Origin of the sequence: Methylobacterium sp. WL120, assembly GCF_008039465.1 — a bacterium.
Taxonomy (GTDB): domain Bacteria; phylum Pseudomonadota; class Alphaproteobacteria; order Rhizobiales; family Beijerinckiaceae; genus Methylobacterium; species Methylobacterium cerastii.
In genome coordinates this window covers 1-25716 of the sequence record NZ_VRUT01000035.1, presented here as the reverse complement: position 1 = coordinate 25716, position 25716 = coordinate 1, and the positions used below count along the sequence as shown (strand labels likewise).

The window sequence follows — 25716 nt, the reverse complement described above, 5'->3', positions numbered from 1 at the left end:
TCGGGCGTGCGATGACCGTGGAAGGCGTGGCGGGCTGGGGGACGACCGAACCGCCGGCCTCAATCCCCCCGCGCCATGGCGATGTAGAGTTCGCGTAGGCGCCGGGCCACGGGGCCTGGGACGCCCTCCCCGATTGGGCGGCCGTCGATGGCGACCACCGGCATCACGAAGGCGGAGGCGCTGGTGTAGAAGGCTTCCGAAGCCGCGTGCGCCTCGTCGACGGAGAACAGACGTTCCTCCACCGTCAGGCCGGTCTCGGCGGCAAGCCGCATCACCGCCGCGCGGGTGATGCCGGGCAGGAGCGCGGTGGAGAGTGGGCGGGTGACTAGGCGCCCGTCCTTGGTGGCGATGAACGCGGTGGAGGACGATCCCTCGGTGACTGCGCCGTCCTCGACCATCCAGGCCTCGGCCACGCCGGCCTCGGCCGCCGCCTGCTTGGCCAGCACCTGCGCCAGCAAAGCCACCGACTTGATGTCGCGGCGCTTCCAGCGAAGATCCTCGACCGTGACGACCTTGGCGCCGGTCTCGGCCAGCTTGTTGGCGATCACGGTCTTGGCCTGCGTGAACATCATCACGGTCGGCGGCGTGTCGGCAGGCGGGAAGGCGAAGTCGCGCTCGTACACGCCGCGCGTCACCTGCATGTAGACCAAACCCTCGACGACGCCGTTCTTCGCGACGAGCTCCGTCTGCAGCCGCTCCCATTCCGCCGCGTCGTGCGGGTTGCAGATGCCGATCTCGCCGAGCGACCGGTCGAGGCGGGCGAGATGCGCCGCGTTGTCGATGAGGCGCCCTTCGATGATCGCCGAGACCTCGTAGATCCCGTCCGCGAACAGGAAGCCGCGGTCCATCACCGGCACGCGGGCCTGGTCGAAGGGGAGGAACTCCCCGTTGAGGTAGACGATGCGGGGTGACGCCACGGCGGATGCCTCGTGTTCGGGACGTATGATGAACCTGCCTCAAGCAGGATTCGTGCGGGTCGCTCAGCTGTCGCCGAACACTCGTGAGAAGATCGTGTCCACGTGTTTGAAGTGGTAGCCGAGATCGAAGCATTCCTCGATCTGCTCGGGCGACAACGCAGCGGCGACCTCGCTGTCGGCCTTGAGCAGGGCGAGGAAGTCGCCTTGCCCACGCCAGACCGGCATCGCGTTACGCTGAACCAGCCGATACGCATCCTCGCGGCTGACCCCCGCCTGGGTCAAAGCGAGCAGCACCCGCTGCGAGTGGACCAAGCCGCCGAGGCGGTCGAGGTTCTTCTGCATCTGATGCGGGTAGATCAGCAGCTTGTCGATCACGCCGGTCATGCGCGCCAGCGCGAAGTCGAGGGTGACGGTGGCGTCCGGTCCGATCATCCGCTCGACGGAGGAGTGCGAGATGTCGCGCTCATGCCAGAGCGCCACGTTCTCCATCGCCGGCATCGCGTAGGAACGCACCATGCGGGCAAGGCCGGTGATGTTCTCGGTGAGCACGGGGTTGCGCTTGTGCGGCATCGCCGACGAGCCCTTCTGCCCTTCCGAGAAGAACTCCTCCGCCTCGAGAACTTCGGTGCGCTGCAGGTGGCGGACCTCGATCGCCAGGCGCTCGAGCGACGAGGCGACGACGCCGAGCGTCGCGAAGAACATCGCATGGCGGTCGCGCGGGATGACCTGGGTCGAGACCGGCTCGGGCGTCAGCCCCATCTTCTCGGAGACGTAGGCCTCCACCCGCGGGTCGATGTTGGCGAAGGTGCCGACGGCGCCCGAGATCGCGCAGGTGGCGATCTCCTCGCGCGCCAGGACCAGCCGCGCACGGTTGCGCGCGAACTCGGCGAAGGCTTGGGCGAGCTTGAGGCCGAAGGTCACCGGCTCGGCGTGGATGCCGTGCGAGCGGCCGATCGTCGGGGTGAGCTTGTGCTCAAGCGCGCGGCGCTTGAGGGCGGCGAGCAGCGCGTCCACGTCGGCGATGAGGATGTCGGCGGCACGCACGAGCTGCACGTTGAGGCAGGTGTCGAGCACGTCCGACGAGGTCATGCCCTGGTGGACGAAGCGCGCCTCCGGCCCGACGATCTCGGACAGGTGCGTCAGGAAGGCGATGACGTCGTGCTTCGTCACCGCCTCGATCTCGTCGATGCGGGCGACGTCGAACACCGCGTCGCGGCCATTCTCCCAGACCTTGTCGGCGGCCGCCTTGGGCACGACGCCGATCTCCGCCAGCGCGGTCGTGGCGTGCGCCTCGATCTCGAACCAGATGCGGAAGCGTTCTTCCGGCGACCAGATCGCCGTCATCGCGGGGCGGCTGTAGCGGGGGATCATCGGCGTCTCGTCTACGGGCTGGTCCGAGCCGCGCGCCTAGCATGGGCCGCCGGGCGGCTCAACGCGCGGTGGCCGCCCGCCGGAACGGAGGATGGCCGACGTCAGCGTTGCAACTTGGACACAGACTGTAACGATCGGAAACAATCTGGAACGAATCCAGGATGAAAACCGCAAGAACTTTGCGCAATGCCGAGGGCGGTTTAGCGCAGACGTTGTAGTCGTTCTTAGAACGAGTGCAAAACATCACGGCTTAGTCTTGCGTCGTATCCCTTGTCCTGTTCGCGATTGCGCGTAGAGCCGCAATAGCGCCCCCGAAGCATTCGTGGGCTCGCGAACCAAGAACTACGACATCGGGACCCGTCATCATGCAGATCGCACCTTCGCCGCGCCTCCTGGCCGCGCTTCTCGGCTCGTCGTTCCTTATCGCGCCGGCGGTTGCACAAGTCGTCCCAGCACAACCGGCGCCCGCCGGCGAGGCCAACGTGACCCTGGACCAGCTCAGCGTCGAGGGCCTGAACGGCAACACCGTCGGCTACCTCACCAAGCGCACCCGGAGCGCGACGAAGACCGACACCGCCCTGATCGATACGCCGCAATCGATTACCATCGTCACGCGCGAGCAGGTGCTGGACCAGAACTACCAGAACCTCACCGAGCAGCTGCGCTTCGTGCCGGGCGTGATCCCGGCCCAGGGCGAGAGCAACCGCGACCAGCTTATTATCCGCGGGCAGAACACCAGCGCGGATTTCTACTTCAACGGCGTCCGCGATGACGTGCAGTACTTCCGCGACCTGTACAACATCCAGCGGATCGAGGTGCTGAAGGGCCCCGATTCGCTGATCTTCGGCCGTGGCGGCGGCGGCGGCATCGTGAACCGCGTCCTGAAGGAGGCGGACGGTTACCGCATCCGCGAGATCGTGGCCGGCGGCGGCCAGTTCGGCGACAAGCGCGTCGCGTTCGACGTGGGCGACCGGATCAGCGACAGCGTGTTCTTCCGCCTGAACGCCGTCGCCGAGGATTCGGGCACCTTCCGCCAGTTCGGCGACCTGCATCGCTACGGGCTGAACCCGACGGCGACCATCGTCATAGATCCGCAGACGACGTTGAAGCTTTCGTATGAGTACTTCCATGACGACCGGTTCCCCGATCGCGGCATCCCCTCGCAATTCGGCCGGCCCTACCGCTACCGCGACAACCTGCGGACGTTCTTCGGCAACCCGGACGTGAACTTCACCAAGGTCGACGCCAACATCGCCACCGCGATCCTCGACCACCGGTTCGATTCGGGGGTCGAGCTGCACAGCCAGCTTCGCTTCGCCGACTACGAGCGGTACTACATCAACACGCTGCCCGGCGGCGCCGTGAACAACGCCGGAACCTCGGTGTCGATCGCCGGCTATCGCAACGAGACCGACCGCCGAAACTACTTCAACCAGAACGACTTCACCTACCGCTTCCAGACCGGCGACATGCGCCACACCCTGCTCGGCGGCTTCGAGCTCGGCTACCAGGAAGGCGTGGTGTTCCGCCAGTCGGCGTTCTTCAACAACATCGCCACCAGCATCACCGTGAACCCGCTGGCGCCGATCACCCGCATGCCGATCACCTTCCGCAACAACGGCACGACCGACGCGAACGCGCGCTACAACCTCGGGCTCGCGGCGGTCTACGCGCAGGACCAGATCGACGTGACCGACTGGCTCCAGGTCGTCGGCGGCCTTCGCTACGACCACTTCGATTTCCAGAACGACAACCGCATCCTCAAGCAGAGCTTCAACCGTGTCGACGACCTCGTCTCGCCGCGCGCCGGCATCGTGCTGAAGCCGCTCGCGAACCTCGCGATCTACGGCAGCTACAGCGTCTCGTACCTGCCCTCCTCCGGCGACCAGATCGGCAACTTCACGCCGGGGCTCGTCATCGCCCAGCCGGAGAAGTTCGAGAACACCGAGGTCGGCGTGAAGTACGATGTCTCGCCGACGTTCCAGCTCACCGGCGCGATCTACAACCTCGACCGCCTCAACCAGCGCCTGGCCGACCCGAACAACCCGGGCTTCTTCATCCTCTCGGGCAAGACCAACACCCAGGGCCTGGAGATCGGCGCCAACGGCTACGTCACCGACTGGTGGCAGGTCGCGGGCGGCTACGCGCTGACCGACGCCCGCATCGACAGCGCCACCTCGGCGACGATCGTCAAGGGCAACACCGTCGGCCTGGTGCCGATCAACGCCTTCACCCTATGGAACAAGTTCGAAGTGACGAAGCAGTTCTCGGTCGGCGTCGGCGTGCTCAACTACACCCACACCTTCGCCGCGTCGGACAACACCGTCCGCCTTCCGGGCTACACCCGCATCGACCTGGGGCTGTTCTACCAGGTGAACGAGTTCGTGCGGGCGCAGGTGAACATCGAGAACCTGTTCGACCGGCGCTACATCGCCACCGCCGACAACAACAACAACATCTCGCCCGGCGCGCCGCGCACCATCCGCGCACAGGTGGTCGCACGGTTCTGATGGACGGCGCGCGCTTCGGGGCGGGGCCGGCGGGGCGTCTCCCGTCCTGACCCGACCCGGCGCGGGCGCAGGATCCCGAGCGGCGTGCAAGTGCGGAGGCAGGGCTTCGCACTGGTTGTACAGTGACAGATTGTAAACCCAAAATCGGGCATCCTGTCATCGCACCCCGCGCGCCCATCGGAATACAATCATGCGCCATCTGGCCGACATGAAGATCATCTTCAAAGTCGCAATCCCCTTCTTCCTGATCGCCCTGGTCACGCTCGGCATCGGCCTCTACGCCCGGACGATCCTCCTCGACTCGGCGCGGCAGACGCGAAGCCTGGTCGACGTCCAGGCGGCGCGCCTCGAAAGCATCCTGAGCATCCGGATCGCCGTGAACGAGGCCTCCGTCCAGGCTCGGAACATCATCATCGAGACCCGTCAGGAGGAGAGGTCCGCCTACAAGACGCGCTACGACGACGCCGTGAAGACCAGCCTCGACCTCGCCGCGAAGCTCATCGCGATGTCCGACACGCCCGAGCGCAAGGCGGCGAACCAGAAGCTGGCCGACACTTTGACCGAGTTCTTCGCGGTGACGGACCAATCCAACGTCCTCGGCCTCAAGAATGCGGGCGACGCGGCCAGCGCGATGCTCCTGCGGGAGGGGGTGGTACTCCGCATGAAGGTCCGCGACATGGTCCAGCCGCGGGTCGAGCTGCTGACGACCGAGCTCCGCAAGGCTCGCGACAACGCCGAGGCCTCCGCCGCAAGCGCCAGCGCCACGCTGATCATCGCGACGGCGGCTGGCTTGCTGGGCACCCTCGCGCTCGCCTGCACCATCGTCGTATTCGGCATCACCCGGCCTCTGGGGTCCTTGGTGAACGTTCTCCAGGGCATGGCCAAGGGCGACGTCGACGCCACGATCCGGGCGGCCGACCGCGGCGACGAGATCGGCGCCGTCGGCCGTGCGGTGGAGGGCATCAAGGCGATGGTGGCGCAGAAGGCCTCCGAGCAGGCCGAAATCAAGCGCATCGCCGACGAAGCCGCCGGCACCGAGCGCAAGCGGACGATGGTCGCCCTCGCCGACGGCTTCGAGCAGGCGGTCGGCGGCATCATCGGCATGGTCTCGTCTTCCGCGACCGAGCTGCAGGCCACCGCCCAGACCATGACGGCGACCGCGACCGAGACCGCGAACCAGTCCATCACCGTGGCCGCCGCCGCGGAGGAGGCCGCCGCCAACGTCCACACGGTGGCCGCGGCCGCAGAGGAGCTCGGCTCCTCGGTCCAGGAGATCAGCCGGCAGGTCGCCGGCTCGTCCGACCTTGCCCGGACGGCGGTGGGCGAGGCCGACCAGACGCTGCATCTGGTGGAGGCCCTGAGCCAGGCCTCCGCCCGGATCGGAGACATGGTCGGCCTGATCTCCAACATCGCCAGCCAGACCAACCTCCTGGCGCTCAACGCCACGATCGAGGCGGCGCGGGCCGGCGAGGCCGGCCGCGGGTTCGCGGTCGTCGCGAGCGAGGTCAAGGAGCTGGCCGGCCAGACGGCCCGGGCCACGGAGGAGATCGGCACCCAGATCGGCCAGATCCAAGGGGTGACGGGCCAGGCCGTCACCGCCATCGGCTCGATCGCGGCGCGCATCCGCGAGATCAACGAGGTCGCCGCCTCGATCACCGCCTCCGTCGAGCAGCAGGGCGCGGCGACCCAGGAGATCGTCCGCAACGTCGCCCAGGCCTCGACCGGGACCACCGAGGTGACCAGCAACATCGCCGGCGTGGCGCAGGCCTCCGAGGAAACCGGCGCTGCCGCGAACGAGGTGCTGTCGGCGGCCTCCGAGCTGTCGCGCCAATCCGAGCACCTCGGGAGCGAGGTCGATCGGTTCCTGCGGACCGTCCGCGCCGCCTGAAGGCGTCGTCACGACATCCCGGGCGGCGGCCGACGCCGCCCGGATTTTCGGACTGCGCGAAGGCGCACCGCCCGAGCAGCCCTCGACGCCCGAAACGGCCGCCTACTCCGCCCGCACCCAGCCCTGCGGCATCAGCCGTTCCTGCGGCAGGAACCGCGCCTTGTAGTCCATCTTGCGCGAGCCCTCGACCCAGTAGCCGAGGTAAAGGTACGGCAGACCCATCTCGCGGGCGCGGCGGATGTGGTCGAGGATCATGTAGGTGCCGAGGCTCCGGTGCGCCTCCGCGGGGTCGTAGAACGAGTAGACCATCGACAGGCCGTCGGAGAGCACGTCGGTGAGGCACAACGCCACCAGCCCGCCGACGCCGCGGCCGTGGATCGCCGTGTCCGGCCCGCGGCGGCGATAGGCCACGAGGTGGGTGTCGACGTGGCTGTCCTCGATCATCATCGCGTAGTCGAGCACGGTCATGTCGACCATGCCGCCGTCGCCGTGGCGGGCGTCGAGGTAGCGGCGGAACAGGGCGTACTGCTCCGAGGCCGGGCGGTTCGGCTCCGGCGTGCCGACGAGGTCGACGTTGCGGGAGAGGATGCGGCGCTGGCTGCCGCCGGGCGCGAAGTCGGCGACGACCACGCGCACCGAGACGCAGGCTCGGCAGGTCTCGCAGGCGGGGCGGTAGGCGATGGTCTGCGAGCGGCGGAAGCCGCCCTGCGTCAGGATCTCGTTGAGGTCGCGGGCGCGTCGTCCGACGAGGTGCGTGAACACCTTCCGCTCCTCCTGGCCCGGCAGGTAAGGGCAGGTCGACGGCGCCGTCAGGTAGAATTGCGGTGTGTCGCGCGGGTGGCTCGTCACGCTTCGCGCTGCCCTCTCGCCACGGGTTCCTGCGCCGGGCCGCGATCCGCAGTGTAACGCGGCCGCGGCCGCGCTCAATGGGTTGCCGGCAATTCCGCGGCGACATTTTCGCCGGGGCCGCCGCCGGGGAAGGCGACGCCGCGGCGGAGGTTCGCGGCTTATACCAGACCGCGATGAGCCCGACTCATCGAGGTCCGGCCCCCGCGACTGCGGGGCGGCGGCAATCCGCCGGACCTAATGGGTTCCTACCCATGAGACTTGGTATTAGCCGGCGCGGACGACCGCGAGGCCGAGGAGCACGTCGTGGCCGAGGCGCCGGTCACCGCGGACGAGCCCGAAGGCGAGGTCGAGGAACCACAGCAGGAAGGTCGAGACCGCCACGTAGAACAGCAGCGCGTGCACGGCGGCGGTTAGGATGTCCACCGGCCGCCCGCTCTCGGGCGCGACGACGCGAAGGCCCATCATCCGCATGCCGAGCGTGCTCTGGCGCGACCCGCCGACGGTGATCGCGCTGTAGATCACGCCGCTGGCCGGCAGGATCGCGAACAGGGCCCAGCCCAGGCCGAAGGTGACCACGCCGACGAAGGCGATCGCGACCGACAGCAGGGCGGTGAAGCCGAGGATGAACAGGATGTCGAGCATGTAGGCGACCGTGCGCCCGCCGAGGCTGGCGCGGACGGCTGGCATCGCCACCGGCGGGAGGTAGCCGGGCGCATCGAACGGGCGGGCGTATTCGGGACGGGGGTTCAGCATGGAGGTGGTCTCGCGTGACGTCGCTGGTCCGTCACATGGGAAGTGCCCGAGCCCCCCTCAAGGCCGGGGCGCTCGCGCGCCGTCATGGCGCCTTCGGCTTCGGCTCCTGAGCGTCCGGGCTGTCGAGATAGTAGCGCTTGAGCAGGTAGAGGGAGGACTCGGACAGCGTCTTGCGATCGGTGGCGACGCCCTCGAGCACTGCGCCGGCGTTGAAGCGGCACAGGGCGAAGTGGGGCTGGTTGCCCAGTACGTAGTCGACGCGGACGCTGTCGGGGGCCGAGCCGGTGCCGGCCCGCAGGATGCGCACCGCCGTCTCGTCCGGCACCAGCGCCGGCACCGCGCGGCGGCAGGTGTCGAGGCGCTGCCGCTGCACCGCGCTCTCGCAGGCGACCAGGCCTCCCAGGAAGCCGAGGAGCACGCCGGCGGCGAGGAGCCGGCGCCTCACGCCCCGGCGCGCAGACGCTCGGCGACGCGGGGGGCGTAGTAGGTCAGCACGCCGTCGGCGCCGGCGCGCTTGAAGGCGAGCAGGCTCTCGACCATGGCGCGGTCGCCGTCGAGCCAGCCGTTGCGGCTGGCCGCCTCGATCATCGCGTACTCGCCCGACACCTGGTAGGCGAAGGTCGGCACGCCGAATTCGTCCTTCACCCGGCGGATGATGTCGAGATAGGGCAGGCCCGGCTTCACCATCACCGAATCGGCGCCCTCCTCCAGGTCGAGCGCGACCTCGCGCAGGGCCTCGAGGCCGTTGCCGGGGTCCATCTGGTAGGTGCGCTTGTCGCCGACCAGCGCCGCCTGCGTGCCGATGGCGTCGCGGAACGGGCCGTAGAAGGCGCTGGCGTACTTGGCGGCGTAGGCCATGATCTGCACGTCGAGGTAGCCGGCCTTGTCGAGCCCTGCGCGGATCGCGCCGACGCGCCCGTCCATCATGTCGGAGGGCGCGATGATGTCGGTGCCGGCCTCGGCCTGGATCAGGCTCTGCTCCACCAGGAGCGCCACCGTCTCGTCGTTGAGGATCGCCCCGTCCGAGAGCAGGCCGTCATGGCCGTGGCTGGTGTAGGGATCGAGCGCCACGTCGGTCATGATGCCGACCTGCGGCACCGCCTTCTTCACCGCGCGCACCGCGCGGCACACGAGGTTGTCCGGGTTCAGCGCCTCGGAGCCGGTCGGATCGCGCAAGCTCACTTCCGTGTAGGGGAAGAACGAGACCGCCGGGATGCCGAGGCGCGCGGCGCGCTCGGCGTCGCGCACGATCTCGTCGACGCTCAGGCGCTCGACGCCGGGCATGGAGGCGATCGGCTCGCGCCGGCCGGTGCCCTCGATCACGAACATCGGCCAGATCAGGTCGTCGACCGTCAGCGTATGCTCGCGCACGAGGCGCCGCGACCAGTCGGCCTTGCGGTTGCGCCGCGGGCGCTGGGTGATCTTCAGGCCGGCGGCGCGGGAATCCTCGCGCGCGGTCTCCACGGCGAGGGGGCGCGGCCGGGGCGTGTCGTCGGACGGATGTTCGCGGGACATGGGATCGCGTTCGCTGTGATCGGTTCGCGGGTGGCGCGGCCTAGCACAAGTGCCCGAGCCGGCGAAGCCCGGCGCGTTGACGCGAGCGCCCGGTCGGCCTCTAACCGCGCAACGATCGCGTGGACGGGAACGGAGCGGGCACATCGTGAGCGGAGCCGAAGCGGCCAACGACGAGATCCGGTTCGAGCGGCGGGGCGCGCTCGGCCTCGTCACCCTCGACCGGCCGAAGGCCCTGAACGCGCTCTCCCTCGGGATGATCGACGCGTTGCACGCGCAGCTCGACGCCTGGGCGGCGGATGCCGGCGTCACCCGCGTGGCGATCCGTGGCGCGGGCGGCCGGGCCTTCTGCGCCGGCGGCGACATCCGCCACATCTACGCCTGCGGCAAGGCCGGGCGGTTCGACGACGTGTTCGCGTTCTGGCAAGCCGAGTACCGCCTGGTCGCGCGGATGCAGCGCTACGAGAAGCCGGTCGTCGCGCTGATCGAGGGCGTGGTGATGGGGGGCGGCGTCGGCATCTCCCTGCACGGGGCGCACCGCGTGGCTTGCGAGCGCTACGTCTTCGCCATGCCGGAGGTCGGCATCGGCCTGTTTCCGGACGTAGGCATGACCTACGCCCTGCCCCGGCTTCCCGGGCGGGTCGGCACCTACCTCGCGCTCACCGGCGGCCGGGTCGGCCCCGGCGACGCCCTCGCGATCGGCCTCGCCACCGCCTACGCCCCGGCGCAGGGCTTCGAGGCGATCCTCGACCGGCTGTCCGACGGCGGACCGGTCGCCGACGCGATCGGGACCGGCGCCCCGCTTCCCCCTACCGGTCCGCTCGTGGCCGAGCGCATCTTGATCGACGACGCGTTCGCCGCCGACGACGTGGCCGACATCCTCGGCCGCCTCGACGTCGCGGCGTCGGCCGGCTCGACCTTCGCCGCCGAGACCGCGGCTTTGATCCGCACCCGCTGCCCGACGAGCCTGTGCATCGCCCGCGAGCAGATGACCCGCGGGCCCGCGCTCGACTTTCCCGCGGCCGTGCTCACCGAATACCGCCTCGTCACCCGCCTGATGCACGGCCACGACTTCTTCGAGGGCGTGCGCGCGGCGCTGATCGACAAGGACGGACGACCGGATTGGCGGCCGGCGACCCTGGAGGCGGTCGACCGCGACGCGGTGCGCGCCGCCTTCGGGCCGGCCGAGGGGCCGGAGCCGCGGTTCTCCTGATGCGCAAGGTCGGACGGATCACCCGCGGCAGCGCGGTCGGCGACGCGCCGGGCGACCGCATCGAGCGGCGCGCGGCCGCGCCCAAGAGCACCTGGGACACGGTGCTGGTCTGGTTCATGCGCCTGACCGCGCTGGCCTGGCTCGCCAAGAGCGTGTTCTCCTTCGCCACGATCCTCGACGTGGTGCCGGGGCATCGCCCGTTCGCGCTGGAGCCGTTCGGCCGGCAGGCGGCGCTGATCTACTTCGCGGTGATCGACGCCAACGCCGCGATCGGCCTGTGGCTCACCAGCGCCTGGGGCGGCGTCGTCTGGCTGCTGGCGGTGACCTCGATGCTGACGCTCGCCGTCCTCACGCCGCAGCTTCTGCAGACGCCGCTGGCGCTGGTCTTGGCCGAGTCCAGTATCGTGGTGATCTACTTCGTATTCTCTTGGCTTGCGGCGCAGGAGGCGCGGTAAACGAGAGGTTTCTCGGATCGCTTCACTTTGCATTTACCGACAGAAGTAAATCGCGAATTCATCCTGTCTCTTAGAGCGCCTTTCATCTCCGCCGCCTAGGTTCACCCCATGAGCGGCGCCGGACAGCAGATGTTCCGGCAGAACCACCGGATGAGGCACACGATGAAGTCCCAGGCCGTCAAGATCTCGGAGACCACCGCCGCCCCCGAGACCGGGGTCGTGACCGGCTCGTATCTCGAGGCGCTCCACCTCGTCGAGCGCCTGCATCGCCGCCTGCTCGACGTGATCAAGGACGAGTTCGAGCGCCGCGGCCGCGAGGACGTCAACAGCGTCCAGGCGCTGCTGCTCTACAACATCGGCGACAAGGAGCTCACCGCGAGCGAGCTGCGCACCAAGGGCTACTATCTCGGCTCGAACGTCTCCTACAACGTCAAGAAGCTCGTCGAGGCCGGCTACCTCCACCACGCCCGGTCGAAGACCGACCGCCGCTCGGTGCGCATCAGCCTCACCGACAAGGGCCGCATGGTCCACGACATCATCCAGGGCCTCTACGACAAGCACGCCCGCACCATCCAGCCGATCGGCGGCATCTCGGACGACGACTTCGGCCGGCTCAACGTCGCGCTCGGTCGCCTGGAGCGGTTCTGGACCGACCAGATCCGCTACCGCCTCTGAACCTTGCCGACACCGAGAACGACGAAGCCGGCCGCCCGCGAGGGACGGCCGGCTTTTTCGTTTTTAGGCGACGCAAACGAAAAACGCCGCCCCCAAGGGAGCGGCGTTCCGTCGAGCGGCCGCGTGCGCAGCCGAACGGTGCTCAGTTGAAGGTGTCGATCTCGGCCGACTCGTAGCTGGTGACTTCCATGCCGACGCAGATCTCGGAAACGACGGGGGCGGACCAAGCCATGTGAATTCTCCTGAACGGAAAGAGGTGGGAAACGGCGTCGTGCCGACTCGCGAGCGAGCCGGTCATCGGCTCAGTTGAAGGTGTCGATCTCGGCGGACTCGTAGCTCGTCACTTCCATGCCGACGCAGACTTCCTGAACGATGGGGGCGGACCAGGCCATGGCGTTTCTCCTCGTGAACTTCGATGACCGGAAGATAGGCGATACCTTGGGCGCAATACAAGCGGGCGCTACACTTATATTTCTCATAAGATCGAAGCCCGACCTGCCGATCCGGTGCGCCTTCGCCCTGTTCGAGCCAAAATGGCGTGCCTGATCAGACATATGGTGCCGATCGCCCACGATCGCCAGCCCGGTCGGCCGAACCCCGTCGCCCCCCGATCCGACGCCGCCATCCTTTCGCTTGACGGGTCGCGGCGCCGGGCGCACAGGCTGGCGCGCGGTGAGCCGGACATCGGTGACCGCATGCGCCCTTCCCACGAAGATCCCGATGCCCAGCGACACGCCAGACCGATCGTCCGAGCCGTGCCCGGCCGCACGTCGCGATCCCGCATGAGGTCCTGAGGGGCCCGCGCCGGGCTCCGCCGCGCCGCCGGTCGCGGCCGGTGCCGTAGGGCGCGCCGCCGAGCCCGCGAGGCGAGGCCCATGGTTCAACAGGTTTCCCGTCCGCCGGTCCCGGACGCGGTCGCGCCGATCGATCCGCGCGTCGACCCCTCCGTCCTGGCCGCCCGCCTCTCGGACGAGCGCGCGCCCGACATCGTCGAGGCGCTGAACGCCGAGGCCCCCGAGGTCGCAGCCGCGATCCTGCTCGGCCTGCCGCACGACCGGGCGATCGAGGTGCTCGACCAGCCCGAGCTCGACGACGCCGCCGACATCATCGAGATGCTCCCGCGTGACCGGGTGGCGACCTTCCTGTCGGGCATGTCGGCAGACCGGGTCACCGACGTGTTCCGCGAGATCGAGGAGCCCGGGCGCTCGGACCTGCGGGCGCGCCTCGACGCCGAGACCCGCGGCGCCGTGGACCGGCTCAGCGCCTACGGCGAGGAGACGGTCGGATCGCTGATGACCACCGAGTTCGTCACCGTGCCCGGCACCTGGACGGTGGCGCAGACCCTCGACCACGTCCGCAGCGTCGAGAAGACCCGCGAGACCATCTACGCGATCTTCGTGCTCGACCCGCGCACCCGGGCGCTGACCAAGGCCGTGCCGCTGCGTCGGCTGATCTCGGGCAACCCCGACGACAACGTCCTCTCGGTCGCCGCCGGCCGCCGGCCGCTCGCGGTGTCGCCGACGGCGAGCCGCGAGGAGGCGGCCCGGCTGATCTCGAAATACGACCTCCTCGCCCTGCCGGTGGTCGACGCCGTCGGCCATCTGATCGGCATCGTCACCGTCGACGACATGATCGACGCCATGGTCGAGAAGCAGACCCAGGACGTGCAACGCTTCGGCGGCATGGAGGCTCTGCCCGAGCCCTACATGGACATCGGCTTCATGACGATGATCCGGAAGCGCGCCGGCTGGCTCTGCGCCCTGTTCCTGTCGGAGATGCTGACGGCCTCCGCCATGCAGGGCTTCGAGGGCGAGCTGGAGAAGGCGATCGTCCTGACGCTGTTCATCCCGCTCATCATGAGCTCGGGCGGCAATTCCGGCAGCCAGGCGACCTCGCTGCTGATCCGGGCGCTGGCCCTGCATCAGATCTCCTTACGCGACTGGTGGCGGGTGGCCTTGCGGGAGTTGCCCACCGGCCTCGTGCTCGGCGCCATCCTCGGCGTGATCGCCGTCGTCCGCATCGCGATCTGGCAGAAGACCGGCCTGTACGATTACGGCGAGCACTGGCCGCTGGTGGCGGCAACCGTCGGCGGGGCGCTGGTCGGCATCGTCACCTTCGGCTCCCTCTCGGGTTCGATGCTGCCGTTCCTGCTGCAGCGGCTCGGGTTCGATCCGGCGACCGCCTCGGCGCCCTTCGTGGCCACCTTGGTCGATGTGACCGGCCTGGTGATCTATTTCTCGGTGGCGCTGCTGATCCTGCGCGGTACGTTGCTCTGACGGATTGCGCCCGCGACGCCTGCGATGGATCGGTGAGGGAAACTTCACCCTCTGCGCCGACGTAGGGCGCGCGTCGCCCGCGAAGACGACGCCTGAACGCCGAGACGCCCGGAGCGCGCCCGTGACACTGCCCCTGCTCAGCCGCCCGGTCCTCGACGACCTCGGCGGCGTGATCGGCGCCGAGAAGCTTCAGCGGCTGCTCGTCCGTTTCACCGACAGCTTGCGCACCGCCTTCCCGAAGGACAGCCGCGAGCCCGGCGCGGTCGCGCGCGAAGCGCACACCCTGATCTCGATGTCGGGCATGCTCGGCTGCGAGCGGCTCTCCGGCGCCTGCCGCACCCTCGAGGCGCAGGCCAAGGGCGGCGGCGACCTCGCGCCGGCGCTGGCCGAGATCCGCGCGCTCCGCGACGAGACCGTGCGCGCGCTGGAAGACGCCGCGCAGACGCACTGAGACCGCGCGCCGCGTATTCAGTTTCGTCACGATCGGTATGCCACGGTTCCGCGGACCAGGCCTCGGAACGGGCGAAATGATGTTGGGAACGTCTGAGATGACGGGACGCCGGGCGGCCGATCCGTCGCCGAGCCGCCTCGCCGGGCGCCTGCCGCAGGCGCTGGTGGCCGCCGGCGGCCTCGTGTTCCTCGCCCTCGTCTGGCTCGGCCTGCTGTTCCACCTCGACCAGCGCCGCGCGGGCGAGGTGGTCCAGGCGCGGCGCGACGTGCTTAACCTGTCGATCGCGCTCGCCGAGCAGGTGTCGCGCCTGATCGAGGGCGTCGACCAGGTGATGCGCCTGATCGAGGCCGACTACGCCGACGACCCCAAGGCCTTCGACTTCGCCACCTGGTCGAAGCGCGCGACGATGCTCGCCGAGAGCGCGCGCCAGATCGCAATCTTCGACGAGAACGGCGACCTCGTGGCCACCCGCGACGCGGTGCCCTCCGCCCTCAGCAAGACCAACGTGGCGGACCGGCCCTACTTCCGGGCGCTGGCGGACAACCCCGATGCCGGCCTCTATGTCGGGCGCACGATCCGCGGCCGGCTGATGGACACGTTCACGTTCAACCTCGCCCGCCGCCTCACCCGCCCCGACGGCAGCTTCGGCGGCGTCCTGATGGTGGCCGTTGACCCGGACTACCTCGCCCGCCGCTTCAAGGCGCTCGACGTCGGCGCGGATTCCGTCGTCGGGTTGTTCGGGCGCGACGGCTACGTCCGCATCCGCGAGCCGGCGATGGCCGGCATGTACGAGCGCGACCTGACGCTGCGCTCGGACGGCAGGGGCCTGTTCGCGAGGCTCGCGGACGCACCCGCGGGAGTCTACGAAATCGCGAGCGGCCTCGACGGGCGCCCGCGGATCTTCGGCTATCGCACCACAGAGAACCTGCCGCTCGTCGTCACGGTCGGCAAGTCGGTGGACGTGGTGCTCGCGCCGCTCGTCACCGAGCGGCGCAACGCGCTGGCGGTCGGCGTGGCCGCGAGCGCGGTTATCCTGCTCGGATGCCTCTTTCTGCTCAGCGAACTCGAACGCCGGCGCCGGCGCGAAAGGCTGCTGGTCGAGACCCACCGTGCGCTCGGCCAAGCCGAGACCCTGTTCCGCGGCGTGTTCGAGAACGCCACCGACCACCTGTTCGTCCACGCCGTCGCGGCCGACGGCAGCTTCACCCTCGAAACCCTGAACCCGAGCGCCGCGGCGTTGATCGGGCGCTTGCCCGAGGAGGTCCGCGGCAAGGTCCCCGAGGACGTGATGCAGCCCGGGATCGCGGCGATCGTGCGGGCCGACATCGAGGGCGTCATCCGCTCCGGCGAACCGTTGCGGCGCGCGGAGGAACGGGTCCACGGCGACGGAACCCATCGCTTCGAGGTGATCCTCGTGCCCCTGCGCGAAGCCGGCGGCACCCGCGTCGCCCGCGTCTTCGTCAGCGTGCGCGACATCACCCACCTGCGCCGCGCCGAGGAGGCGATCGCCCGCAGCGAGGCGCGCTACCGGCTGCTCGCCGACAACGCCAGCGACATGATCGTCCAGGTCGATCGCGACGGCCGGCGGATCTACGCGTCGCCGGCCTCGCACGCCCTGCTCGGCCGGTCGCCGCAGGACATGGTCGGCACACGTCCCGAGGACGACGCCCACCCGGACGACGTGGCGACCCTCACCGCCATGGTCGGCCGCCTCTCGCGGGGCGAGGCCGAGACCGCGGTCGCGAGCTATCGCCTGCGCCGGAGCGACGGCGCCTACCTCTGGGTCGAGGGCTCGTGGCGCCTCGTGCGCGACGCCGCCGGGCAGCCGGCCGGGTTCGTCGCCTCGGTGCGCGACATCGATGCGCGCCACCAGGCCGAGGACGCCCTGCGGGCGGGCGAGGCGCGCTACCGTGCGCTCGCCGACACGCTGCCGCAGCTCGTCTGGATCATGCGGGCCGAGGACGGCCGGGCGGCCTACGTCAACCAGCGCTTCGAGGCGTATTACGGTTCGATCGGCACCGGCCTGGCGGAGAGGCGCGCCGCCAACCACCCGGACGACGCCGCGCGCATGGACGCGGCCTGCGCCGCCGCCATTCGAGAGGAGCGCGGCCACGAGGTCGAGGGCCGTCTGCGCCGGCACGACGGCGCCTACCGCTGGCACAAGATCGTGATGATGCCGATCCGCGAGGCGGGTGCGGTCGTCGGCTGGCTCGGCACGGCATTGGACATCGACGAGATCATCGCGGCGCGGCGTTCCCTGGAGGAGACCAGCGACCTGCTGCGCCTCGCCCAGGACGCGGCCGAGGCCGGCTCGTGGGACCTCGACCTCGTGGCCGGCACCGTCATGCTCTCGCCCGAGAGCGCGCGGCTGCACGGTGTGTCGACGACGCAACCCCTGCACCTGTCGATCGAGGCATGGAAGGCCCTGGTGGTGGAGGAGGACCGGGAGAACGCCTTCTCGGTCGCCTCGCAGGCGATCACGTCGCGTCGCACCTTCGTCACCGAGGTCCGGGTCGCGGGCGAGGACGGCGTCGTGCGCTGGCTGCAATGCTTCGGCCGCGCCTACTACGATCCCTCAGGCCGCGCCGTGCGGGTGATCGGCCTCAACCTCGACGCCACCGAGCGCAAGAACGCCGAGCTGGCGTTGCAGGCGGCCAAGACCGCAGCCGAGGCGGCGCGCCTGGAGGCCGAGCGCGCGAGCCTGGCCAAGACCGACTTCCTCGCCGCGATGTCCCACGAGATCCGCACGCCGCTGAACGCGGTGATCGGCTTCACCGACCTGCTGGCCCGCGCCGAGCGGCTGGCGCCGGACCTGCGGCGCCACGCCGAGCTGGCGCGCTCCTCGGGTTCGGCCCTGCTGACCGTCGTCAACGACATCCTCGACTTCTCGAAGGTCGAGGCGGGGGCGATCGACCTGGAACAGCGCGCCTTCGCGCCGGCGGCGCTCGCCGACAACGGGCTCTCGATCGTGCGGGGGCTGGCCGCCGCCAAGGGCCTGTCCGTGATCGCCCGGATCGATCCCGACCTGCCGCGGAGCCTTTTGGGCGACGAGGCGCGCCTGCGCCAGATCCTGCTCAACCTCCTCAACAACGCGGTGAAGTTCACGCGGCGCGGCAGCGTCACCCTGGCGGTGCGCCATGCCGGCACCACGGATGCAGGCGAGACCGTCCGCTTCAGCGTGACCGACACCGGCATCGGCATCCCGCTGGCCAAGCAGCACCGGCTGTTCGAACGCTTCTCGCAGGTGGACAACTCGGTCGGTCGCGACTTCGGCGGGACCGGGCTCGGCCTCGCGATCAGCCGCCGCCTCGTCGAGCTGATGGGCGGCACGATCGGCGTGGCCTCCGACGACGGCGAGGGCTCGACCTTCTGGTTCACGGTGACGCTTCCCCGTGCCGCCGACGTCGCCGCCGCCATCGCCGCGCTGCCCGTCGCCGCGCCCCAGGCGACCGGGCGAATCCTCCTCGTCGAGGACGTCGAGATCAACCAGGAGCTTGCGCGCCTTGTGCTCGAGGCCGCCGGCCACACCGTCGAGGTGGTCGCCGACGGCGCCACCGCCGTGATGGCGGTGGAGGACGGCGCCTTCGACCTCGTGCTGATGGACGTCCAGATGCCGGGCATGGACGGCATCACCGCGACGCGGATGATCCGCCGCCTAAAGGGCGCTTGCGCGAACGTGCCGGTGATCGCGATGACGGCCAACGTCCTGCCCGCCGAGGTGCGCCAGTTCCGCGAGGCCGGCATGGACGACCACGTCGGCAAGCCGTTCGACCGCGCGGTCCTCTACGACACCATCGCGCGCTGGTTGCCCGGTCGCGACGCCGAGCCGTTGCGGCGGGCGGCCGGCTGATCCGCGTCGCGGATGACGCCGACGCGCCAAGACTTCGCCGGCCGGAACGCCGACGAAGGCGGGATGCCGCTCGAATCGGCCGCCGGCCCGGGGCTGAGCCATCTGTTCCCCTCCCCGGAGGCCGTCGCCGCGACGGATGTCGCGAAGATGCTCGACATGCCGCGCGCGCGGGGCGCCGCGATCCGGGCGCTCGCAGAATCCAGCCTCGCCGAGCCGGACCTGTTCGCGCCGGGACAGGACCTCGCCATAGCGGTCCGCCGCCTCCCCGCGACCCGCGGCCTCGGGCCGTGGACGGCGCAATACATCGCCATGCGCGTCCTACGCGCGGCGGACGCCCTACCCGGCGGCGACGTCGGCCTGATGCGGGCGCTCGACGTCGGCGCCGGGCGCCCTAATCCTGCCGAGCTTCTTCGGCGGGCGGAGGCGTGGCGACCCTATCGCGCCTACGCGGCGATGCATCTCTGGGTGGCGGATGCCGCGCGTTCGGCGCTTTGTGCCGGGCGCCCTCCCTGCGCAGGATGCCGCCGCGGGATTCGAGAGCAAGGGACGGGATGCCGGGAACACCGAGACGCGCCATTCCGAGGCACGCACAGGGAGCCGATCCGGCTCCCACCACCCGAGAGGTCGCGATGCCGACGTTGGGAACCGTGTCCCCCGCAGACCTGTCGGATGCCGCTCGCCATGCCGCGGTGGCCGCCCGCGACGGCGCGTTCGACGGCCGCTTCGTCTACTCCGTGCGCAGCACCGGCGTGTATTGCCGCCCGAGCTGCCCGTCGCGCGCGGCGCTTCCCCGAAACGTCGCCTTCCACCCCACCTGCGAGGCAGCCGAGGCGGCGGGTTTCCGCCCGTGCCGGCGCTGCCGGCCTGACGAGGCGTCGCGCGAGACCCGCCGCGCGGAGGCCGTCGCCCGCGCCTGCCGTCTGATCGACGAGTCCGAGACCGCGCCCAGCCTTGACGACCTCGCCCACGCCGCCGGGTTGAGCCCGTTCCACTTCCACCGCGTGTTCAAGGCGGCCACCGGCGTCACGCCGCGGGCCTACGGTGCGGCCCGTCGCGCCGAGCGTGTCGCCAAAGCATTGCCAGGCGCGGCCAGCGTCACGGAAGCCCTGTACGAAGCGGGCTACGGCGCCGCGAGCCGGTTCTACGCAGGGGCACGCCTCGGCATGACGCCGGCCGCCTACCGCAAGGGTGGAGCCGGCGAGACGATCCGCTTCGCGGTCGCGGCGTGCAGCCTCGGCGCGGTCCTCGTCGCGGCGACGACCCGCGGCATCTGCGCGATCCTGCTGGGCGACAACCCAGATGCGTTGCTGCGCGACCTGGAAGACCGCTTCCCGAACGCGGCGCTCGCGGGCGCCGATGAGGGCTTCGCGGCGCTGGTCGCGCAGGTGGTCGGCCTGGTCGAAACACCGTCCCGCCCGGTCTCGCTGCCCCTGGACATCGGCGGCACCGCCTTCCAGCAGCGGGTCTGGGAGGCGTTGCGAACCATCCCGGCGGGGACCACCGCGAGCTACGCCGAGATCGCGGCGCGCATCGGCACGCCGGCGGCGGTGCGGGCGGTCGCCCGCGCCTGCGGCGCCAACGCGCTCGCGGTCGCGATCCCCTGCCACCGGGTGGTCCGCGCCGACGGCGCCCTCTCCGGCTACCGCTGGGGCATCGACCGCAAGCGCGCATTGCTCGCTCGAGAAGGGGTCGAACCGGTGAAGGCCTGAGCCGCGGGTTCCCCTCTCCCCGCGCGCGGGGAGAGGCCCGGCTGCACCCCGTCGTGCAGCCGGGAAGCGAGAGGCGTAGCCGGAGCGACGGTGAGGGGGCGGCTCAGGACGAGGCTGCTTCGGCCCCCCTCACCTTCGGCTGCCGCCGCGCTTCGGCGACGACGAGGTCGCCGAAGCCCTCTCCCCGCCAGCGGGGCGAGGGGATGGACGTGGCCGGTCAGGGAAAGCCGCCGCCGAGCGGCATTCGATGTTTCGCCCTACTTCCCGAACCGCTCGAACTTCGGGAAACTCCGCGTCATCAGCGTCCCGGCATCCGTGCGGTGGCCCATCCACTTCTCCAGCACGCTCTGCTGGGCGAGGCGGCCCTCGGGTGAACCGTCGCGCCAGGGCAGGCCCTCGGCGAGGGGGAAGACGCAGGCGTCGACCAGGCTCGATTGGCGGCAGCGCTGCAGGCGCACGCCCTTGCCGCGGACGAGCTCGGTCAGCTCGGTGATCGGGAAGACCAGCAGCAGCTTGTCGGAGCTCGTCACCGCGACGTGGTCGCCCTCGGCCGGCACCAGCACCACTGCCTTGGCGTCGCCGTCCAGGCTCAGGATGCCCTTGCCCTTGCGGGTGTTGGCGACCAGCGCGTCCGCCGGCGCGAGGAAGCCGCGCCCGTCCGAGCCCGCGATCAGCAGGCGGGTCTCCGGGCGGTAGGGCAAGGCCGCGACGATCTCGGTGCCGTCGTCGAGGTCGACCATCAGGCGGATGGGGTCGCCGAAGCCGCGTCCGCCCGGCAGCTTCGAGGCGTCGAGAGTGAAGACCTTGCCGTTCGAGGCCAGCACCAGGATCTTGGCGGTGGTCTCGCTCGGGAAGGCGATCTTGATCCGGTCGTCGCCCTTGAACGCGACGCCGGACAGGTCGGCGACGTGGCCCTTCAGCGCCCGGATCCAGCCCTTGTCGGAGACGATGACGGTGATCGGCTCGCGCTCGACCATCGCGGCGGTGAAGTCGATGCCGGCGGTGTCGGGCGGGTTCTGCAGGGTCGTGCGGCGCGCGCCGAGCTTGGTGTCGGGCCCGAAGGTCTTCTTCACCTGGCGGACCTGCTGGGTGATCGACTTCCACTGCGCGGCGTCCGAGCCGAGCAGCGCCTCCAGTCCGTCCTTCTCCTTCGTCAGCGTGTCGAGCTCGCGCTTCAGCTCCATCTCCTCGAGCTTGCGCAAGCTCCGCAGCCGCGTGTCGAGGATCGCGTTGGCCTGCACGTCGGTGAGCCCGAAATGCGCCATCAGCGCCGCCTTCGGCTCGTCCTCCTCGCGGATGATGCGGATCACCGCGTCGAGGTCGAGGTAGACGATGAGCAGGCCGTTCAGGATCTCGAGCCGGCGCTCGATCTGCCCGAGGCGGTTGCGCGAGCGCCGCTGCAGCACGACGCGGCGGTGGTCGAGCCATTCGCGCAACGCCTCGGCGAGCCCGATCACCCGGGGCACGAGGCCGCCGACCAGCACGTTCATGTTGAGCGGGATGCGGGCTTCGAGTTCCGTCAGCCGGAACAGCGATTCCATCAGGATCACCGGGTCGACGCTGCGCGAGCGCGGCTCCAGAACCACGCGCACGTCCTCGGCCGACTCGTCGCGCACGTCGGCGAGCAGCGGCAGCTTCTTCTCCTGCAGCAGCTCGGCGAGCTTCTCGATCAGCCGCGCCTTCGGGATGCCGTAGGGGATCTCGGTGACGACGATGTTCCAGGTGCCGCGGCCGAGGTCCTCCTTGGTCCAGCGGGCGCGCACGCGGAAGGCGCCCCGCCCGGTGCGGTAGGCCTCGGCGATCGATTCGGCCGAATCGATCAGGATGCCGCCGGTGGGGAAGTCCGGCCCCTGCACGAAGCTGACGAGCTGGGCCGAGGTCGCGGCCGGGTTGGCGATCAGGTAGAGCGCCGCGTCGCACAGCTCCGCCGCGTTGTGCGGCGGGATCGACGTCGCCATGCCGACCGCGATGCCCTGGCTTCCGTTGGCCAAGAGGTTCGGGAAGGCCGCCGGCAGGACCGACGGCTCGTCCTTCTCGCCGTTGTAGGACGGGCGGAAGTCGACCGTGTCCTCGTCGAACCCGTCGAGGATCAGCCGCGCGACTTCGGTCAGCCGCGCCTCGGTGTAGCGGTAGGCGGCAGGGCCGTCGCCGTCGATGTTGCCGAAGTTGCCCTGCCCGTCGACCAGCGGGTAGCGCTGCGCGAAGTCCTGGCTCAGCCGCACCAGCGCGTCGTAGATCGCCTGGTCGCCGTGCGGGTGGAAGTCGCCCATCACGTCGCCGACGATCTTGGCGCACTTCTTGTGCGCGGTGTTCGGGTCGAGCCGCAGCAGCCGCATGCCGTAGAGGATGCGGCGGTGCACCGGCTTCAGCCCGTCGCGGGCATCGGGCAGCGCCCGGTGCATGATCGTGGAGAGCGCGTAGGCGAGGTAGCGCTCCTCCAGCGCGGACTTCAGCTCCACGCTCTCGATGCCGTCCCCGGTCGGCGGCTCGAAGGGCTGGCCCATCACGGCTCCGTTCTCATACGTGTCACGTGGAACATAACACGAACATCAGCGCTCGGCATCCAGGCCGGCCGCGACGAATCGTGTGCGGTCCTCAGGGGTCGGCAGTGCCCGCGGACCCCAGATGTGCTGCGTGAGGAAGTAGCCGGTCAAGGTAAAGCCATTCCGCACGTCGTCCGGCCCCTCCAGGCGCCCGCCGTCGCGCAGGAAGGCCGGCAGCGCCAGCAGGCGGTCGCGATAGGGCTCGCCCGCCGAGGCGCTGACCGCGCGCCCGCTCTTCGGCGAGACGTAGATCAGGGCGTCGTTGCCGCCGGTGGCGGCGCAGGCGCCGAGATCGAGCCCGAAGCCGAGTTCGGCCAGGATCGCCAGCTCGAACCGGACCATCAGCACCGGCGCCACCGTGCGGTCGTGCAGGTGCGCGATCAGCACGCGGGCCGCCTCGAACAGCTCGGGATGCGGATCGCGCTCGGGCAGCAGCCGCAGCAGCGCCGCGAGGTGGCCGACGCCGTAGAGCGCGAGGCCGGAGCCGATCAGACGCGACAGCGCCGAATCCAGCGGCTCGACCGCGAACGCCCCGAGGCCCTCGTCGAGCCGCGAGCGCCAGGTGGCGCGCACGAGGTTCCCGGGCTGCAGCACCGGCTGCATCCGGCGCGAGCGCCCGCCGTGGACCAGCCCGAGATGGCGCCCGTGCGCGCGGGTCATCGCCTCGAGCACCACGCCGGTCTCGCCCTGCCTGCGCACGCCGAGCACCAGCGCGTCATCGGTCCATTGCATCGCCCCACCTTAGGGGATTTCCGTGCGCGGCGTGAGAGTTCGCGTTTGCTAGGACTGAAAGCCGCGGTAGCATTGAACGAGGCTAGGCGTGGGGAGGTCGGGGTGCTTCTGCGGATATCGAATACCTTGACCGCCTTCCGGCGCTTGCGCGTATGCGCGCTCCGTCGAAGCCGCCACGCCGCGCCCCCTCCCCCCTTTGCGGAGGAGGGTGGGCCGCGAGCTAAGTCGGGAGAGGGGAGCGGCGTTTCCGGATACGGCACTCCCCTCTCCCGACCCTCGCTGACGCGAGGCCCACCCTCCCCCGCAGAGGGGGGAGGAAAGCGACCGGCGGCGTTCGATGACCGACCGCTCCGGGCGGCAACCGCCACGCTCGCCGTCGCCCTCGCGCTCTCCGGCTGCATGGCGCGCGGCGAGGCGCCCGCCCCCGCGACCGCGTCGGCGAAACCCATTCGCGAGCGCATCGCCGCGCTCGCCCTGCGGCAGGTGGCGTTCGGATCGGTCTCGCTGCTGCCGGTGCGGTTTGAATCGAGCCGCATCGCGGGGCCGTTCGAGGATGGCGGGCGCACGCTGTACTGCGTGTCGAGCCACATGAAGGGTCGCAGCTTCGGCAAGGGCGAGCGCCCGAAGGTCGTGGTCCGCCAGGACAAGGCGGCCGACACGCTGACGGCGATCGACGACGACGAGGTCTGCCAGGGCCACCGCACCGAGCCGTTCGCGGAGCTGGACACGCTGTCGAACACCAAGTCCGGGACCTAATCCGGCACCATGGGGGGCCGAGCCGGGTTGTCCCGGCCCCGTCCTTGCTCCCCCGGACCGATGCGAAACGCGCCGCTCGCCCTCTCCCTCGACCTCATCGGCCGGGCCCACGCGGTGCCGGTGCCGGACGACGCCGCGGCCCTGCAGGTGATGACCGACGAGGAGCTGAAGCCCGGCCTCGACGCGATCATCGCGCAGCGCGCCGGCGGCGGCGACCTCTGGGTGTTCGCCTACGGCTCGCTCATGTGGCGCCCGGAATTCGATTTCGCCGAGAGCCGGATCGGCACGGTGCGCGGCTTCCACCGCCGGTTCTGCCTGCTGCAGCGTCGGTTCCGCGGCACGCCCGAGCGACCCGGCTTCGTCCTGGCGCTCGACCGTGGCGGCGCCTGCCGCGGCGTCGCGTTCCGGCTGCCCGGCACCAACCTGCGCGAGACGCTGATGCCGGTGTGGCGCCGCGAGATGCGCGGGCGCGGCTACGTCGCGCGCTGGCTGCCGGTGGCGACGGAGGCCGGCACCGTCTCGGCGCTGACCTTCCTGGTGAACCGCGCCAGCGACCGCTATTCCGGCCGCCTCACCGAGCCCGAGATCGCCGACCGGATCGCGACCGCCTGCGGGCACCTCGGGCCGAGCGCCGAATACCTGTTCCGCACGGTCGAGGCCTGCGAGGCGCTCGGCATCCGCGACCGGCACCTGTGGACCCTGCAGGCCCTGGTCGCCGATCGGCTGCGCGCCGGCGAGGCTGGCGCAGACGCACCGTAGAGATGGTCGGCATCGGGGGCGTCACGGCCGAAGACGGCGTCGTGGGTTGCGACGCGCGAGATCACGCACTGCAACAACCTGCACATCGCGCGACGGCCCCAGGTTAACGAACCATTAAGAACGGGTTCGCGTGTGCTGTGAATGCAACGGGTGCGATTAACCGCGCTCAACAGAGTTCATCGTGGCGTGCAAGACGATCATTCTCGGTTAGACAGAACGGGCAACCGCCGCCGCGATGATTCGCGCCGCCGCCCACGAGCTTCCAACCTTGAGATCCATCATGTCGTTACGCACCGCGATCGTCGCAGGCCTCGCCGCCGTCACGGGCCTCCTGGCCGTCTCGACCGCGCAGGCGCAGACGACGACCATTCCCGGCGAGCAGGTCGGCCTGGCCACCGGCGCGCCGCTGCCCGAGGGCGTCTACGCGATCAACACCTTCATCTACCGCCGGCCCGACGCCACCTTCGGCGCCGACACCGCGATCAACATCCCGGTCC

Annotated in this window: 21 protein-coding genes and 2 pseudogenes; 13 read left to right on the top strand and 10 right to left on the bottom strand. The window is 70.3% G+C overall.

Translation table 11 applies throughout. The features are described 5' to 3' along the window. Positions 1-59 precede the first annotated feature (59 nt). Positions 60-917 carry a D-amino-acid transaminase gene (locus tag FV229_RS09340; protein ID WP_147751694.1) on the bottom strand — a complete coding sequence of 286 codons (858 nt, stop codon included), beginning with the start codon at positions 915-917 and terminating at the stop codon, positions 60-62. A 63-nt stretch (positions 918-980) separates the two neighbouring features. Then, positions 981-2288, bottom strand: a complete 1308-nt coding sequence (gene purB / locus FV229_RS09335; protein WP_147751693.1) for an adenylosuccinate lyase — start codon at positions 2286-2288, stop codon at positions 981-983. 365 nt (positions 2289-2653) lie between these two features. Here purB and FV229_RS09330 point away from each other — a divergent pair, with 365 nt between their 5' ends. Next, the gene (locus FV229_RS09330; protein ID WP_147751692.1) at positions 2654-4798 is read left to right on the top strand and encodes a TonB-dependent siderophore receptor; all 2145 of its coding nucleotides are present in this window, start codon (positions 2654-2656) and stop codon (positions 4796-4798) included. 190 nt (positions 4799-4988) lie between these two features. Continuing rightward, positions 4989-6686: a methyl-accepting chemotaxis protein gene (locus FV229_RS09325; protein ID WP_147751691.1), complete on the top strand. Its 1698-nt coding sequence runs from the start codon at positions 4989-4991 to the stop codon at positions 6684-6686. 102 nt (positions 6687-6788) lie between these two features. Here FV229_RS09325 and FV229_RS09320 read toward each other — a convergent pair whose 3' ends face one another. From FV229_RS09320 to hemB, 4 genes are all read right to left on the bottom strand, one after another. After that, a complete protein-coding gene (locus FV229_RS09320; RefSeq protein WP_147751690.1) occupies positions 6789-7535 on the bottom strand; it encodes an arginyltransferase in 747 nt (248 codons plus the stop codon). 264 nt (positions 7536-7799) lie between these two features. Beyond that, positions 7800-8288 carry an RDD family protein gene (locus tag FV229_RS09315; protein WP_147751689.1) on the bottom strand — a complete coding sequence of 163 codons (489 nt, stop codon included), beginning with the start codon at positions 8286-8288 and terminating at the stop codon, positions 7800-7802. Between the two features lie 82 nt (positions 8289-8370). Continuing rightward, on the bottom strand, positions 8371-8733 hold the full coding sequence (locus FV229_RS09310; protein WP_147751688.1) for a hypothetical protein: 363 nt from the start codon (positions 8731-8733) through the stop codon (positions 8371-8373). Further along, the gene (hemB, locus tag FV229_RS09305; protein ID WP_147751687.1) at positions 8730-9803 is read right to left on the bottom strand and encodes a porphobilinogen synthase; all 1074 of its coding nucleotides are present in this window, start codon (positions 9801-9803) and stop codon (positions 8730-8732) included. Before hemB ends, FV229_RS09310 begins: the two co-directional genes overlap by 4 nt. 145 nt (positions 9804-9948) lie before the next feature. Here hemB and FV229_RS09300 point away from each other — a divergent pair, with 145 nt between their 5' ends. The 3 genes from FV229_RS09300 to FV229_RS09290 all read left to right on the top strand — a co-directional run bounded on the left by FV229_RS09300 (position 9949) and on the right by FV229_RS09290 (position 12143). Then, positions 9949-11013: an enoyl-CoA hydratase/isomerase family protein gene (locus tag FV229_RS09300; protein WP_147751686.1), complete on the top strand. Its 1065-nt coding sequence runs from the start codon at positions 9949-9951 to the stop codon at positions 11011-11013. Beyond that, positions 11013-11468: a DUF6163 family protein gene (locus FV229_RS09295; protein WP_147751685.1), complete on the top strand. Its 456-nt coding sequence runs from the start codon at positions 11013-11015 to the stop codon at positions 11466-11468. Before FV229_RS09300 ends, FV229_RS09295 begins: the two co-directional genes overlap by 1 nt. A gap of 162 nt (positions 11469-11630) precedes the next feature. Then, complete coding sequence (locus tag FV229_RS09290; protein ID WP_147751701.1) at positions 11631-12143, top strand: winged helix DNA-binding protein; 513 nt, start codon at positions 11631-11633, stop codon at positions 12141-12143. A 142-nt stretch (positions 12144-12285) separates the two neighbouring features. On the opposite strand, the gene pqqA (FV229_RS09285) is transcribed toward FV229_RS09290, so the two are convergent. Both pqqA (FV229_RS09285) and pqqA (FV229_RS28555) read right to left on the bottom strand, forming a co-directional pair. Beyond that, positions 12286-12375 (bottom strand): pyrroloquinoline quinone precursor peptide PqqA, encoded by a 90-nt coding sequence (gene pqqA / locus FV229_RS09285; protein WP_007559225.1) that lies wholly within the window; start codon positions 12373-12375, stop codon positions 12286-12288. A gap of 70 nt (positions 12376-12445) precedes the next feature. Beyond that, on the bottom strand, positions 12446-12535 hold the full coding sequence (gene pqqA / locus FV229_RS28555) for a pyrroloquinoline quinone precursor peptide PqqA (RefSeq protein WP_147727216.1): 90 nt from the start codon (positions 12533-12535) through the stop codon (positions 12446-12448). A 483-nt stretch (positions 12536-13018) separates the two neighbouring features. Between pqqA (FV229_RS28555) and mgtE the strand changes: the two genes are divergently transcribed. The 5 genes and pseudogenes from mgtE (at position 13019) to ada (ending at position 20429) form a co-directional block, all read left to right on the top strand. After that, on the top strand, positions 13019-14419 hold the full coding sequence (gene mgtE / locus FV229_RS09275) for a magnesium transporter (protein ID WP_147751684.1): 1401 nt from the start codon (positions 13019-13021) through the stop codon (positions 14417-14419). A gap of 121 nt (positions 14420-14540) precedes the next feature. Next, on the top strand, positions 14541-14870 hold the full coding sequence (locus FV229_RS09270; protein WP_147751683.1) for an Hpt domain-containing protein: 330 nt from the start codon (positions 14541-14543) through the stop codon (positions 14868-14870). Positions 14871-14967: 97 nt separating this feature from the next. Then, positions 14968-18720: a PAS domain S-box protein gene (locus FV229_RS09265; RefSeq protein WP_187275104.1), complete on the top strand. Its 3753-nt coding sequence runs from the start codon at positions 14968-14970 to the stop codon at positions 18718-18720. Between the two features lie 87 nt (positions 18721-18807). After that, a pseudogene (locus FV229_RS27995) lies at positions 18808-19203 on the top strand (DNA-3-methyladenine glycosylase 2 family protein); the annotation flags it as partial. Between the two features lie 164 nt (positions 19204-19367). Then, the gene (ada, locus tag FV229_RS09260) at positions 19368-20429 is read left to right on the top strand and encodes a bifunctional DNA-binding transcriptional regulator/O6-methylguanine-DNA methyltransferase Ada (RefSeq protein WP_348644178.1); all 1062 of its coding nucleotides are present in this window, start codon (positions 19368-19370) and stop codon (positions 20427-20429) included. 257 nt (positions 20430-20686) lie between these two features. Here the strand turns inward: ada and parC are convergent, their stop codons facing one another. Next, positions 20687-22933, bottom strand: a complete 2247-nt coding sequence (gene parC, locus FV229_RS09255; protein ID WP_147751680.1) for a DNA topoisomerase IV subunit A — start codon at positions 22931-22933, stop codon at positions 20687-20689. A gap of 45 nt (positions 22934-22978) precedes the next feature. Beyond that, entirely contained in the window at positions 22979-23704 is a 726-nt protein-coding gene (recO, locus tag FV229_RS09250) for a DNA repair protein RecO (RefSeq protein WP_147751679.1), read from the bottom strand. Positions 23705-24103: 399 nt separating this feature from the next. Here recO and FV229_RS09240 point away from each other — a divergent pair, with 399 nt between their 5' ends. The 3 genes and pseudogenes from FV229_RS09240 to FV229_RS09230 all read left to right on the top strand — a co-directional run. Then, positions 24104-24460 (top strand): hypothetical protein, encoded by a 357-nt coding sequence (locus FV229_RS09240; RefSeq protein WP_147751700.1) that lies wholly within the window; start codon positions 24104-24106, stop codon positions 24458-24460. A gap of 60 nt (positions 24461-24520) precedes the next feature. Beyond that, the gene (locus FV229_RS09235; protein ID WP_147751678.1) at positions 24521-25219 is read left to right on the top strand and encodes a gamma-glutamylcyclotransferase; all 699 of its coding nucleotides are present in this window, start codon (positions 24521-24523) and stop codon (positions 25217-25219) included. A 280-nt stretch (positions 25220-25499) separates the two neighbouring features. After that, positions 25500-25716: pseudogene (locus tag FV229_RS09230) on the top strand (transporter); the annotation flags it as partial.